16 protein-coding genes are annotated in these 12,797 nt (G+C 48.7%); 6 read left to right on the forward strand and 10 right to left on the reverse strand.

Features of this window, described 5'->3' with window-relative positions:
• The first annotated feature begins 218 nt into the window (after positions 1 to 218).
• From ACI2NF_RS02430 to ACI2NF_RS02450, 5 genes are all read left to right on the forward strand, one after another.
• Entirely contained in the window at positions 219 to 1,361 is a 1,143-nt protein-coding gene (locus ACI2NF_RS02430; protein WP_400148836.1) for a Fic family protein, read from the forward strand.
• Between the two features lie 142 nt (positions 1,362 to 1,503).
• Entirely contained in the window at positions 1,504 to 2,046 is a 543-nt protein-coding gene (locus ACI2NF_RS02435; protein ID WP_177972135.1) for an HdeD family acid-resistance protein, read from the forward strand.
• Between the two features lie 101 nt (positions 2,047 to 2,147).
• On the forward strand, positions 2,148 to 2,633 hold the full coding sequence (locus ACI2NF_RS02440) for a hypothetical protein (protein WP_177972134.1): 486 nt from the start codon (positions 2,148 to 2,150) through the stop codon (positions 2,631 to 2,633).
• Positions 2,634 to 2,674: 41 nt separating this feature from the next.
• Positions 2,675 to 3,160, forward strand: coding sequence for a peptidylprolyl isomerase (locus ACI2NF_RS02445; RefSeq protein ID WP_177972133.1), 486 nt, complete (start codon positions 2,675 to 2,677; stop codon positions 3,158 to 3,160).
• A 9-nt stretch (positions 3,161 to 3,169) separates the two neighbouring features.
• Positions 3,170 to 3,988: a methanogenesis marker 8 protein gene (locus ACI2NF_RS02450; protein WP_400211023.1), complete on the forward strand. Its 819-nt coding sequence runs from the start codon at positions 3,170 to 3,172 to the stop codon at positions 3,986 to 3,988.
• Here ACI2NF_RS02450 and ACI2NF_RS02455 read toward each other — a convergent pair.
• From ACI2NF_RS02455 to ACI2NF_RS02470, 4 genes are all read right to left on the reverse strand, one after another.
• Entirely contained in the window at positions 3,985 to 4,341 is a 357-nt protein-coding gene (locus ACI2NF_RS02455) for a PIN domain-containing protein (RefSeq protein ID WP_400152836.1), read from the reverse strand. The genes ACI2NF_RS02450 and ACI2NF_RS02455 overlap by 4 nt on opposite strands.
• A gap of 2 nt (positions 4,342 to 4,343) precedes the next feature.
• On the reverse strand, positions 4,344 to 5,582 hold the full coding sequence (locus ACI2NF_RS02460) for a translation initiation factor IF-2 subunit gamma (protein WP_400211024.1): 1,239 nt from the start codon (positions 5,580 to 5,582) through the stop codon (positions 4,344 to 4,346).
• Entirely contained in the window at positions 5,582 to 5,986 is a 405-nt protein-coding gene (locus ACI2NF_RS02465; RefSeq protein WP_177972099.1) for a 30S ribosomal protein S6e, read from the reverse strand. Before ACI2NF_RS02465 ends, ACI2NF_RS02460 begins: the two co-directional genes overlap by 1 nt.
• A 178-nt stretch (positions 5,987 to 6,164) precedes the next feature.
• Positions 6,165 to 7,466 carry an MFS transporter gene (locus tag ACI2NF_RS02470; RefSeq protein ID WP_400148610.1) on the reverse strand — a complete coding sequence of 434 codons (1,302 nt, stop codon included), beginning with the start codon at positions 7,464 to 7,466 and terminating at the stop codon, positions 6,165 to 6,167.
• 142 nt (positions 7,467 to 7,608) lie between these two features.
• Here ACI2NF_RS02470 and ACI2NF_RS02475 point away from each other — a divergent pair, with 142 nt between their 5' ends.
• Positions 7,609 to 8,274, forward strand: a complete 666-nt coding sequence (locus ACI2NF_RS02475; RefSeq protein WP_400205083.1) for a helix-turn-helix domain-containing protein — start codon at positions 7,609 to 7,611, stop codon at positions 8,272 to 8,274.
• 22 nt (positions 8,275 to 8,296) lie between these two features.
• Here ACI2NF_RS02475 and ACI2NF_RS02480 read toward each other — a convergent pair whose 3' ends face one another.
• From ACI2NF_RS02480 to rpl7ae, 6 genes are all read right to left on the reverse strand, one after another.
• On the reverse strand, positions 8,297 to 9,322 hold the full coding sequence (locus tag ACI2NF_RS02480; RefSeq protein WP_400148607.1) for an MtaA/CmuA family methyltransferase: 1,026 nt from the start codon (positions 9,320 to 9,322) through the stop codon (positions 8,297 to 8,299).
• Between the two features lie 119 nt (positions 9,323 to 9,441).
• A complete protein-coding gene (gene infB / locus ACI2NF_RS02485; RefSeq protein WP_400201663.1) occupies positions 9,442 to 11,193 on the reverse strand; it encodes a translation initiation factor IF-2 in 1,752 nt (583 codons plus the stop codon).
• Between the two features lie 125 nt (positions 11,194 to 11,318).
• Complete coding sequence (gene ndk / locus ACI2NF_RS02490; RefSeq protein WP_400148612.1) at positions 11,319 to 11,768, reverse strand: nucleoside-diphosphate kinase; 450 nt, start codon at positions 11,766 to 11,768, stop codon at positions 11,319 to 11,321.
• Between the two features lie 11 nt (positions 11,769 to 11,779).
• Positions 11,780 to 12,007 (reverse strand): 50S ribosomal protein L24e, encoded by a 228-nt coding sequence (locus ACI2NF_RS02495; protein WP_177972017.1) that lies wholly within the window; start codon positions 12,005 to 12,007, stop codon positions 11,780 to 11,782.
• 5 nt (positions 12,008 to 12,012) lie between these two features.
• A complete protein-coding gene (locus ACI2NF_RS02500) occupies positions 12,013 to 12,225 on the reverse strand; it encodes a 30S ribosomal protein S28e (protein WP_160686598.1) in 213 nt (70 codons plus the stop codon).
• Positions 12,226 to 12,236: 11 nt separating this feature from the next.
• On the reverse strand, positions 12,237 to 12,602 hold the full coding sequence (gene rpl7ae, locus ACI2NF_RS02505; RefSeq protein WP_177972016.1) for a 50S ribosomal protein L7Ae: 366 nt from the start codon (positions 12,600 to 12,602) through the stop codon (positions 12,237 to 12,239).
• Positions 12,603 to 12,797 lie beyond the last annotated feature (195 nt).

The raw sequence follows: 12,797 nt of genomic DNA on the forward strand, positions 1-12,797 counted from the left end.
CATGAATTTTGCACAGCATAGACTATAGGGTGCAAGAAAATGAATCGATCATTTACCGTTGTCCTTGGCTTAATTGGGCAAAGAACGTGCTCTAAACAAAGGATCTACGACCTGTAGAACAAATCTTCCCATTGTAGAGACATGATGTTGTTAATTGCGGAAAATCCATTTTCCGCAATTAACAACTTCTATAATTGCATGAACGCAATTAACAACTGATGAAAGAGGACGATTACCATCCGATAAAATCGGGAGAGGTCAGATATTCCAATAACGGAGGATTCAGTTATTTTTGGCCATACGACCTCCCATTCGATATCGAATTGGATAAGAAGACATACAAGAAGGCAGAGACTGCGATCATCGTTCTGTCGAAATTGGATGGGAAAGTCTCACAGATGTCAGAACAAGAGAGGAATATCCTTCTCGTACCTCTCGTCCTTATGGAATCGACCAAATCCTCAGCGATCGAAGGCACAGGCACGACCATGGAGGACATCTACAGATCGGAGAGGGTGGAGGAAAAGGACCCTCACAAACTGTTGGACAATATGGAAGTGCTGAACTACAGGGATGCGTTGAGTCATGCAAGCAACATCGATGGCAACGAGATAGGTGAGGATCTTATCTTGGAACTGCATGAGATACTGCTGAAAGGCGTTCGTGGAGAGAACAAATCCCCTGGTAACTATCGTGAGGTGCAAGTCCTAGTCGGTAATAGAGGCGACAACCTTGACACGGCCGCATTCGTCCCGATGCCTCCCGAGAACATCTATTGGAAGATGAAAAATCTCATCGAATACATCAATGCCCCTGATGAGAATATACTGTTATCTGCAGCTCTATCACACTATCAATTCGAAACGATACATCCGTTCACCGATGGCAATGGGAGGATGGGTAGACTCTTGATCATGCTAATACTCAATAGAAGTAAGGTGTTGGAGTATCCAGTGTTATATCTTAGCGGATATTTCAACGATAAACGCGATGAATACATCCGCAGTTTGAATAGAGTGAGAGAGTGTGATGATTTCCAGGGCTGGATTGATCTCTTCCTTGATGCTCTGATCGAACAATCCAATAGCTCCATACGTTTGATCGATTCCCTGTATCAAGTCAGACAGAGGTTCCATGAGATGGATAACGATCTCAAGACATCGCATCTCATCGACTCTCTGTTCATCAACCCCTTCGTGAGAAAGATGGATGTCGCGAAGATCTGTAATGTACACCTATCGACTGCGGGGAAGATGGTCAACGATCTTGTCGAAAAAGGGATACTGTCTGAGACCACAGGCAGGAAGAGGAATCAATTGTTCGTTTGCAAAGAGATAATGGATATCTTGAATTCATATTGATATGGAGTTGTTAATTGCGAAAAACCCGTTTTACGCAATTAACAAATTCTATAATTGCGTGAACGCAATTAACGGGAACGATCATTCTCTTACCTATCTGAAGATGGAAATGATTATTATCGCCGAAATGTGTCCGTCCCATATGCAATACAAAGTAGAGCCGATAGCGAATAGAGGATGGGGATCCGTCCTTGTGTTCGGTATCCTGACGATCATCCTCGGCATACTGTTCATAGTCTCGCCAAAGAGCAGCCTGAGCATCATAGTGATCATTTCAGGAGTGTTCACGATAATCGTTGGCCTCACCAACACATTCGAAGCGATGAATGATCTTGGAGATAAGAAATTAAAACTTCTGCAGACCGTCCTGGAAGTACTGTTAGGTGTCGCGATGATCGCGATAGCGTTGATCAATCTTGATATCCTGATGTATATCGTAGCGGCATATCTGATAATCTTCGGCATATGCTCCTTCTTCGGTATGAGCATCCCTCATACGCCGATAGGCAATATCGCCAAGGTCATGGGGATCGTCATGATCATTCTTGGTGTCCTGATCGCCATATTCGCAGGGACCGCAGAGGACATAATCATGATCCTCTCAGGCGTATTCTTCATCATATGCGGTGCATCCGCCGTCGTAGGTGCGATGGGCATCAGAAACGCTGTGAAACTGTTCGAATGATACATCCAGCCCTTCCCGAAAGGGAAGGGCGAACACCTTCAAACCGCTATCCCTTTAATCAATAACATGCATATTATTCTCAACGAGATGATAATCTGTCGATGATCAACATAGACACATTCGCATCAGCCATGTTCACAGTGATGATTATCCTGATGATCGTATCGGTACCGACGATATTCATCACTGTCAGGAGCTCTGCCAAAACGATTAAGAGGTACATGTTGCTAAGATCCGTGGACAAGGCCGATGGACAGATACCGACTCAATTGATCAACGAGTGGAGTGCTGTGAAGACCCCGATCGTGTACATCTCGATCATAACCGAGGAATTGGAGAAACTCAACGGTCTCAAGAACATCACATCCCAGTGTACGTTGGCCATCTTGATTTCCATAGTGCTCTGGTTCTGCCCAGGATATGAGAAGTCATTGCAGATACCGATCATAATCGCCGATATCATATCCATTCTCACGATAATATACGGAAGATTCTACAGATCCGTGTACAAACAGGAATACCTCAGGATATTGAAAGAGACCAGCGAGGAACATGAATTCGGCGCTGCCGACAGCATGTATGGGTGAACATCAACAATTTATTATCTTACATCCCATAACCTGTGAACATGACAACAGTCATTCTGCACACTAATGTCGGGGACATCAAACTCGATATGTACAAGGACATGCCGGTAACAGCTGGGAACTTCGTTAAACTTGCCAAAGAAGGATTCTATGATGGCGTGATCTTCCACAGGGTCATCGAGGGATTCATGATCCAAGGCGGAGACCCGACAGGAACAGGCATGGGCGGACCGGGCTACAACATAGAGGATGAGTTCGTCAAAGGACACTCCAACGTCAGAGGGACCATCTCAATGGCCAACACAGGACGTCCGAACACAGGTGGCAGTCAATTCTTCATCAACACCAACGACAATAAATACCTCGATTGGGACGACATGAGAACACCGTCCAAACACCCCGTATTTGGAGAATGTGCGGACAAGGAGAGCTACGAAGTGGTCCTGAAGATCGAGAGGTCCGAGACGGATCACAACGACAGACCGTTGGAAGAGAAGAAGATCATCTCCGTCGAAGTCATCGAATGATGTGATATCATGACCAGACACGTCATGGAGATGCTTGGTATGTCCAAGGTGACGATAGAGGATGGCAAGGTCATCGATGTGACCGAACCCAAAGTGAAGTATTGTCCTCTGTTCAAGAAACACCGCGGTATAGACGAACTCAACTGTGAATCCGTGAGGAAGAATGCGGAATTCCGCATAGAGAGATTCGGAATGTGCAATGACAACAGGGACACCAGGATGAAGGATTTCCTCAGTTTCGGTGTATCCGAGATGTTGAGTCTTGCATTGACTGAACACCTTATCGATGCTGCTGTCATAGCAGCAGATGGCTGCGGCACGGTGGTCCTGGAGGATCCGGAGATCGTACAGGGCATGGGAGGACGCATATCAGGCATAATCGAGACAGAACTCATCCAGAAGGTAGTGGACGATATCGGCGCAGAGAGGCTCCTTGATCCTAAGACTGCGAAGATAGATCAGTTCGAAGGGGTCGCCAAGGCATACCATATGCATTACCATACCATCGCTGTGACGGTCGCCAATGCGAAGGATGCGCAGGAGATCAGGGATTGTTTCGGCATGACGACGGTCATCATCGCGGTACATACGACAGGCATATCCGAGAAGGATGCGGAGATACTGTTCGATACGTGTGATATAATCACATCCTGTGCATCGAAACACATCAGAGAGATCGCTAAAGGAAGGGCGTTACTCCAAGCAGGAACGAAGGTCCCTGTTTATGCGGCATCCGAGGTGGGTGCCAAGATCATAAAGGCCAAACTCGACCAATTGGGAAGGGAACCTGATACTGGATTGGATGAGAGCCCGGAACCGATGCTCTAAACCCTTTCAACTACCAGATGTGTCCCTGAACGAAGATATATCAGGGGCACGCCTACTTTTCTAAGCCTTCCCCTCAGTATCTTATCATTCGTAAGAACATATCCGCCTGTTCTAAGTGCGAGTTCTATAACAGAATTATCCCCTGTCGCCTCGGTCGGTATGATCTCATACTTCCTCGCAAGGGTCAATGCGGCGCTTGCATACTTGTTATCAAGATGCTTCAATTCCCCGATCAAAGGACCAGGCACGACGAATCTGACGTCTCCGAGCAGATTCTGCACGGAGAGGTCGAGATTCATCCTCATTTCAAAAGGCATGAGTAAAGCGTTTGTGTCCAATACGACGGTCTGCATGATCACAGCTCGACGATACCGTAACCGATGAGTCTCCATTTGTTGGAGATCCTTCTCGATATTGCTACCCTCTGACCCTCGGATACGCATACAGGGATCTTCAGAACGACCTGTATCGCTCCGCCCTTACCGCTCTTGACGATTCCGACGGTGGTCGCTGTACCGATCGAGAGCATCAACGGCTCGTTGCTCTTGATCTCGTCGACCTTGAGGTCCGAAGCGAATCCTACCACACGGTCGAGCAATGTCGTCTTCATGTTGAAGTCGTGTACGACGGCAGGCAAGTGACCGGGGACACCGATCATCCTTCCCGTGAGACCATCCGATTTGGTGATCGAGGGATCGAGCGAAGTACCTATAGAGATCAATCCACCAGGATTCACGGATTTGACGGACTTTCCGCCGGCTACGAGTGATGTGACCTTCGTGGTTATCCTTTGGTACACATCCTTTCCGCTGACTTCCGTCTTTATTCCGGGAACTATCTCGATCTCGTCACCTATCTTGATGGTACCTTGGATCAATGAACCTCCGAGCACACCGCCCTTGAGGTTATCAGGAGTAGTACCCGGTGAGTTGATATCGAATGAACGTGCGACGTGCATCAACGGTGTCGAATCGAGATCCCTCTCGACATGCGCCACGATGTGCTCTTCGATGGCCTCGACGAGCATATCGATGTTGACGCCTCTGTTGGCAGAGATAGGGATGACGGGTGCGTTCTCAGCTATCGTTCCCTTCACGAACTCCTTGATCTGCTTGAAGTTCTCGACTGCCTGTTCACGTGTGACGATATCGATCTTGTTCTGAACGATGATGATCCTCTCGATACCCATGATGGACAATGCCATCAAGTGCTCCTTCGTCTGAGGTTGAGGGCACTTCTCATTGGCTGCGACGAGTAATATCGCACCATCCATCAAGGCTGCTCCGGAGAGCATCGTCGCCATGAGGGTCTCGTGTCCCGGTGCATCGACGAATGATACCGACTGCAGATATTCTGTATCGGAACCACAGTTGGGGCACTTGGGTTTCGTTCCATATGCTGATGGTCCTTCACATTTAGGACACTTGTAGAAAGCTACGTCCGCATACCCGAGCCTGATGGAGATACCTCTTTTGACCTCCTCAGAGTGACGGTCGGCCCACTCTCCGCTGAGAGCTTTGGTAAGTGTTGTCTTACCGTGGTCGACATGCCCGATCATTCCGATGTTGATCTCGGGCTGCTTTTGCACTTTCATCAGTTCTCCGCGGATGCCTCAGCAGGCTCTGCGAGACAATCCTCGATGGACTTGGGTCCGTACTCTGCGACTACCATGTTGATCTGGACGATCGACTGTGAGATCGTAGCACCACGTACTGCGACTCTCTTCCTCTGTCCAGGGTATTTCTCGTGGAATGACTGTCCGTCTGCCATAAGGAGCATTCTCCTCTTGTTACCGGGCATGTCGCTCCTCATGGGAACGCCTGTGTTGTCGCTTCCACCGGTGATCTTGAGTTTGTAACCGGGGAGACCCACGAAAATTCCGTCTACGATCTCTCCGATGTTCTTACCAATCAGAGAGTTCGCGTGGTGGCCTGACACGGCAACGTTGTATGATTTGCCTGTCTTTGCGTCATTGATGATTGTTTTAAAATCTACCATTTGAACACCTGTAGATGGCGTCTATTATTATATTATTTATAAAGGTATCTAGAAGGAACGCATCAGATAGAACAACGAATGTGGATATTCTGGTCCTTTCAAAAGATTCGGAACCGATATCCGACTATCAAAATGAGTGGTAAAGGTGGCCGGCGATGCGCCGGCCTTGTTATGGTTTTCAATCTCTCTGTTTCTCGACACTGAGAATCGCACAGACAGAAGCGACGACCATCATGATGAATGCGGCCATCCATAATGTCTTGAACGACGTTGCCTCGACGATCGGACCGGAGATTAATGCGAGCAGTGCACCTCCCGCGAACGGGAAGAGGTTCAATGCTGCAGTGGATGTACCTGCCATGGCGATGGGGTACAACTCCTTGATCTGAGCATACGATACAACGAAAAATCCTCCGAAGAATCCAAAGCAGAAGTTGAGGATGTACTGATACGTCGTGTTGCTGACGAAGTCGGCATTGTCTCCTGTGAGCCAGATGACCGCCCATACGAGCGTGTACACGATCGTACCGATGATGATGACCTTCTTCCTGGACTTGAGTACCTTATCGGACAGCCTTCCTGCCAACGGACATCCGACGACCATACCGACACCGACCATTGTGATGAACATCGCATATGTGTCGCTGGGAAGGCCACCGATATCCTTGTAGAACGAACCTGCCTGAGAGGCCTGCCAGAGCATGATGGTTCCATACATGAAGAAGAACCATATGGCCAGCGGCCAGAACTTCCTTCCGCTTGTGAATGTGAGCTTGAGTGCCTCTTTCGTTCCCATCTTCGCAGATGTGGACTCTTTGATAGGCTCTCCCGTCTCCTCGGAGACGATCTCCTCGATTCCGGGCAGATCCATCTCGTTCGGGTGGTTCCTTACGAACAACCATGTAAGGATACCGATAACAACGGTGATTCCTGTAAGGATGAAGTATGTGTCAGCGAATCCAAGGTTCTGGATGAGCATGACCATCGGCGTCGCTGCTGCGATACCTCCGACGTTACCTACGAGAAGAAGGATACCGCTCATAGAAGCGAATTCATTCTTCCTGAACCAAACAGCCAACACCTTCATGATCGGGATATAGATGACAGCTGCACCGATACCGATGACGAATTTACCGACCCACATCAACGGGTAACTCTTGATTGATTCCAATGACGATACTGCGCACAACACTGAACCAGCTGCGAGGAGAAGGATGAATATAGTAGCAGCCTTCCTCGGTCCCATCTTATCGGTAAGAATTCCGCTCGGGATCTGCATCAGCGTGTACGCCCATAGGTAGGCAGATGCCAACATCCCGACCTCAGACTTGGTTATGCTGAACCAATCCTGCATCTCACCGGAGATGGCACCTCCTGTGGTCCTGTGGAAATACACGAAGAAGTACGCTATTGCCAGTGTAACGAACACCACCCAGCGGTACTTCAGGACCTTTGCTTTTTTCTCTGCATCAATTGCCATGTTATTCCTCTGTTGGGGCAAAAAACTTTGGAACAATACGTAATAGAATTGGGAAGACGTTTTATAATGGGTTGTACGAACATGTTCGAATAATTTTATTTACTGCACAAACGTATTCTAATATATGCATCAGGCCAAATTATTGGTCGACAGAAGAATCGGTGGGATAAACCCTGATGGAAATCCATGTCATATGCTGTTGCCCATATCATGTTTTAACAACGACAGAACTGTGGAGATAATCCAATGTTCGTTCTTGAATGATGGTGCAGGCCATTCCATGATCAAAATCTATGATCCTACCAGGGAATTGGACAAATACTGTGGTTCGACACATACCTTGGATCTGATGGGAGAGTATTCTATAATAAAAACAGGCAACTGCCAATATCTCGCTACGATAATGAATGTGAATTGCAGATTGGCAAAGATCGGTTCGGAATCCGGTTGTTTCATCACATCGGCAGTCCCATTGAATGATCATGTGATAAAATGGGTGGTCCTCGCTCCCAACAAGATGCTCGTGAAGGCATTAGTGAAGAGGATGTTGGATGAAGGATATGGCGTACAGATCATCTCCTCGGTCGAGATCAATCTCGATTACACCCTGACCCCGAAACAGGAGGAGGTGTTGAGATATGCATTCGAGAACGGATATTATGATATCCCGAAGAAACTCACCACCGAAGGATTGTGTGAGAAGTTCAATTGCTCCAAATCCACGATGTCCGTTATAATCCGTGATGCTGAGAAGAATGTGATAAAGTACTTCCTCGACCTGGGTCAGGGAAGGATAAAAAAGGAATGATGGGGGAATTCCCCCATCGGTTTCATTTCTTGTAGTTTACGATGGCATCCACCATCGCGCGTACGTTCTCCTGCTTGATCAACGCGGACATTCCGCATCCGGCGGATATGATGTTGAATCCAGCATTCGCACTCCTGATCGCCGATGCCTTCACTTCCTCTGGTGTTCCCATGAGCAATGGTTTGACGACACCGACGTTTCCGACGAGTGCCGCTCTCTTGTCAGCAAGCTTGACAGCCTCGACTGGATCCGTCTTCTCCTCAAGCGAACATGCTGTAGCACCAGAAGCTATCATGTTGTTCAACATAGGCAACATGTTACCGCAGATGTGAAGGACCTTCATGGTCTTCTTCAGTGGTGCATATACCTTCTTGAGATTCGGAAGTGCGAACTCATCGAACATCTCTGGAGGGATCATATCCCATGACGCGGTAGGTTCGGACATCTGGATACTGTCCACTCCAAGACCCTCCACGAACTCGAGCCACATCTTCTCATAGTCGCCCGCATAGTTCGAGAATTTCTTTGCCATATCCGGTTCGGTTATCGTCCAAAGGACGAGGTTCTCTGTTCCTACAAGGTGTCCCGCGATCGTGAATGGACCGGTTACACCGAGCAATGTGGGCAGATCCTCTTTCCTGTCCTTGATTATCGTCTCCGTTGCCTCGATGATGGCCTGGTTCCTCGGGATCTTCAGCATCTCCTCGGGGCTCATCAATTCAAGGTCCACATCGAAATTCTCTTTGTACGGATTTGTCTTGACCATCGGCGTCGAATTCCTCTTACCGAAATCGATCCTGCATCCAAGTGCCTCAGCCTCATATGTGAGACAATAAGGTACTCTCACTGACTCCAAACCGAGGAACTCGTACGCACCTAGTGCGATCTTTGCCATCTGTTTCCCGTCGTGGTGTGCCTCAGGCCACCATGCACCGACGTGATCCATAAGTTCGACAGTTGCTGTGGTCGTCATACCGCAGACCGGGGGCCTGTCAGTCTCTTCGCAGTTCATTGCTTTGAAGAATCTCTCTCTTGGCGTTATTCCCAACTAACTCACCTCAATCAACTGTTCTAAAGTTTTTGCCCGTAGAACAATACGATTGAAGCAATTATAATGCAATGTACGAACATGTTCGGAATGAACCGTTTGAAGGGGTTTTTGAGATATCACATACCCCAGAATGGATCGGACTTCCTCTTGATCTCCAGGTATTCCTCGAGAGTCATCTTCTCATCCTCGTTGAGATCGGCCTTGGTCTGCAATTCCTTGATCGTAGACTCCATCAATTCTACGTAAATGACATCCTCGACATCGATCTGCCTTCCGACGGTGACACCATCGATCGCCATAGCGACCTCGTCACCCTGTGATGCGTCCTTCAGGACCTCCTCGCCGTCACGGAGACTCCTGACCTTACCTGCATCGGAACCATCCTTCTTGATCAGCCTGAGATTCGCTCTCACCTTGCCGGCGAGCACACGTACACCGACTATTGCGGGTTTCGTTGCATGGAATACGCAGTTGGGCATGACCATGAACTTGGCAGGGAACGGCATCTCCAATCTTTGATCCGCATCCTTGGCCCTCTTGGCCTCATCCACCCATTCTTGATATTCTTCTATAAGACGATATACGACCTGATTGGAGAAGAGCTTCACTCCAGTGTTCAATATCTCGGATTCGGCTTCCTTAGACACATTGGCGTTGAAGACCAACATCACCCTGTTAATAGGGTCTGTGAATGCAGCAGTCTCCACCACATCCCTCCTCGATACCTCACCGACACCGTACTTCCTTATAGGGATACCTGCGGCCTTCGCTTCGAAAGCGAGTGCCTCCAATGAACCTATCGCATCGGCCTTGATCGTTATTCCCTGATCTTGTATCTCGATCTTGACCGAAGCCTCCTCAGTCATCTCTTTTATGGATGGATCCCTGTCGTTCTTGACGACCCTGATCGGAGCACCTGCGATGACGCCATCCATGTTCTGACATGATAATTTCACACCGGCTGCCGCATGCAGTTCGTTGACGGAATCGAAACGGTCCCTCGGATCCCTTATCTCATCCAATGGTTTCGGTTTGAGGATCGCTTTGACTCTGGTGACCACTGGTGCGCCCCTCGTACCGAGAGCAACAGTGTCTCCCTTCTTGAGTACACCATCATAGAGGATCATATCCAAGGTCTTACCGAGCCCCTTCTCTTCCTTTATCTCCAGGATAGTCCCCCTTCCGGGTCCTTCCGCCTTAGCGAGCTGTGATTCCAGGAAACGCTGTGCGAGACCTATCAACATCAGAAGGAGATCGGGTACACCGACACCCTCCTTAGCACTGATCGGCACCAATGCCACCGTCTTCGTGAAATCGTCAATCCTGTCGTACCTGTCCGCGCTTATCCCGTGGATGGAGAGATCCCCCATGATCGAATAGAGCCTCTCCTCGAATGCTGCTATGGTGTGTGCCTGTTGTTTCTTCTCACTGAGGACGAATGGTGCATCCTTCTCGACGATCCATCCTTGGATTGTATCGACCTTGTTGAGTGCTATGATGAATGGCGTCTTGTACTGCCTCAGGATCTTTATCGATTCTATCGTCTGAGGCATTATCCCTTCCCTTATGTCTATGACAAGAACGGCGATATCGGCCAAAGAGCCACCCCTCGCCCTGAGTGTGATGAACGAATGGTGTCCTGGCGTATCGATGAACAACAATCCGGGAACATCGAATTTCTTCTTCCCGATGAGCGGACCGCAGACCTTGTAGATGTGATCGATGGGTACCTCGGTAGCGCCGATGTGCTGTGTGATCGCACCTGCCTCCCTGGACTGAACGGTAGTCCCTCTTATCGCATCCAATAGTTTCGTCTTACCATGATCGACATGTCCCAATACACTCACAACAGGTTGCCTGATTGCCATAGAATCACCTAGCATCCGAGGGTTATGTGGTCACATGATATAGGCGTTTGGGAATGTATCCTGGATGATATGGAAGATGTAAAAGAAAATGATGTACGGGGGATGTCCCCCGATACACAATGCGTTTATTCGTAGGTCCACTTATCAAGTGTCCTGTCGTAGGAACAGAGTTCCTCGGGTTTGAAGAAGATACCGATCTCCCTCTTTGCAGACTCGGGTGAATCTGAACCGTGGATGATGTTCACGCCTGTGACCATTCCGTAGTCTCCACGGATGGTTCCGGGTGCGGACTCCTGAGGGTTCGTCTTACCCATGATGTTCCTGCAGACCTGGACTGCGTTGTCGCCTTCCCAGACCATAGCGAGGACAGGTCCGGACGTGATGTATGTGATGAGGGAATCGTAGAATTTCTTTCCCTTGTGCTCACCGTAGTGTGTCTCGGCTGTCTCCTTGGGGATCACCATGAGCTTCATGGCGATGAGCTTGAGACCTTTCTTCTCGAAACGTGTCACGATCTCTCCGCAGAGTCCTCTCTGGACCGCGTCGGGTTTGATCATAAGGTAGGTCTGTTCCATTGCCATGGGATTCACTCCTTGTTCTCGGCCTTCTCGGCTGATTTCAAACGGATCTTCTTCTCTGAGATGGCCTTGTCAGTCCACTGTGTGGTCCTGGGCACTCTCTTGAGTTCGATCATGTTCTTGTAGCACTTGTTTGTGCAGAAGTTGAGAACGGTTCCGTCCTTCTTCACGAACATCTTACCCGTTCCAGGCTCGATCTCTCTGTAACAGAATGAACATTTTCTGATCTCTGCCATTCAAATCACCTCATTCCGAGCTTTCTTGCCTCTCTCGATGTCTCTCTGAGCATCAAGATGTCGCCCATCCTTACGGGGCCCATGATGTTCCTGGTGATGATCCTTCCCTTGTCACGTCCATCAAGTACACGGACCTTGACCTGGGTTGCCTCACCTGTCATTCCGGTACGTCCGATTATCTCGACGACCTCTGACGGGATGCTGTCTGTGTCGACCATTCAAATCACCATCAGTTCTTCAGTGCTTTGACTGCTTCTGCGATCTCATCACAAAGTGCTTTTCCCTTTCCGACATCGACGATTGCGATTGATGCCGTGGGTTTCTCGAGTCCGATTGCGTTTCCGAGCTCGACTTTTGCAGGAACGTAGACGTAAGGTACGCCCCTCTCTTCACAGAGTGCGGGCATGTGTGCGAGAATCTCTGGGGGCTCGACATCGACTGCCATGATGACAACAGCGGCCTCTCCTCTCTCGACTGCTTTGGTGACCTCGTTGGTTCCCTTCTTGATCTTTCCGCCATCCCTTGCCATCTCGGCGAGGTTGTAGGCTTTGTCCGACAGCTCTTTCGGTGTCTCAAACTTAACAAATACAGACATTTCAATTACCTCTTTCAGGCGCCGTGACGCCCTCATTATTCATCGGCTCTAAAGAGCAGACGGACTATTCTCTTACCTTATTTAAAGATAGAGGTGTCGAACATTTGCAACGAAGTTACTATTCTTCCTATTCTGCGGTATTCCTAAACAAGATCATCATCCTACTTTGATGAATGACTTTGACAAAACAGGAAA

The organism is Candidatus Methanarcanum hacksteinii, from assembly GCF_964305265.1.
Lineage (GTDB): Archaea > Thermoplasmatota > Thermoplasmata > Methanomassiliicoccales > Methanomethylophilaceae > Methanarcanum > Methanarcanum hacksteinii.

What these genes read in the sequence shown, in the direction of transcription:
- ACI2NF_RS02430 (WP_400148836.1), top strand. Translation starts at nt 219, where the DNA reads ATGAAAGAGGACGATTACCATCCGATAAAATCGGGAGAGGTCAGATAT.
- ACI2NF_RS02435 (WP_177972135.1), top strand. Translation starts at nt 1,504, where the DNA reads ATGCAATACAAAGTAGAGCCGATAGCGAATAGAGGATGGGGATCCGTC.
- ACI2NF_RS02440 (WP_177972134.1), top strand. Translation starts at nt 2,148, where the DNA reads ATGATCAACATAGACACATTCGCATCAGCCATGTTCACAGTGATGATT.
- ACI2NF_RS02445 (WP_177972133.1), top strand. Translation starts at nt 2,675, where the DNA reads ATGACAACAGTCATTCTGCACACTAATGTCGGGGACATCAAACTCGAT.
- ACI2NF_RS02450 (WP_400211023.1), top strand. Translation starts at nt 3,170, where the DNA reads ATGACCAGACACGTCATGGAGATGCTTGGTATGTCCAAGGTGACGATA.
- ACI2NF_RS02455 (WP_400152836.1), bottom strand. Translation starts at nt 4,341, where the DNA reads ATGCAGACCGTCGTATTGGACACAAACGCTTTACTCATGCCTTTTGAA.
- ACI2NF_RS02460 (WP_400211024.1), bottom strand. Translation starts at nt 5,582, where the DNA reads ATGAAAGTGCAAAAGCAGCCCGAGATCAACATCGGAATGATCGGGCAT.
- ACI2NF_RS02465 (WP_177972099.1), bottom strand. Translation starts at nt 5,986, where the DNA reads ATGGTAGATTTTAAAACAATCATCAATGACGCAAAGACAGGCAAATCA.
- ACI2NF_RS02470 (WP_400148610.1), bottom strand. Translation starts at nt 7,466, where the DNA reads ATGGCAATTGATGCAGAGAAAAAAGCAAAGGTCCTGAAGTACCGCTGG.
- infB (WP_400201663.1), bottom strand. Translation starts at nt 11,193, where the DNA reads ATGGCAATCAGGCAACCTGTTGTGAGTGTATTGGGACATGTCGATCAT.
- ndk (WP_400148612.1), bottom strand. Translation starts at nt 11,768, where the DNA reads ATGGAACAGACCTACCTTATGATCAAACCCGACGCGGTCCAGAGAGGA.
- ACI2NF_RS02495 (WP_177972017.1), bottom strand. Translation starts at nt 12,007, where the DNA reads ATGGCAGAGATCAGAAAATGTTCATTCTGTTACAGAGAGATCGAGCCT.
- ACI2NF_RS02500 (WP_160686598.1), bottom strand. Translation starts at nt 12,225, where the DNA reads ATGGTCGACACAGACAGCATCCCGTCAGAGGTCGTCGAGATAATCGGA.
- rpl7ae (WP_177972016.1), bottom strand. Translation starts at nt 12,602, where the DNA reads ATGTCTGTATTTGTTAAGTTTGAGACACCGAAAGAGCTGTCGGACAAA.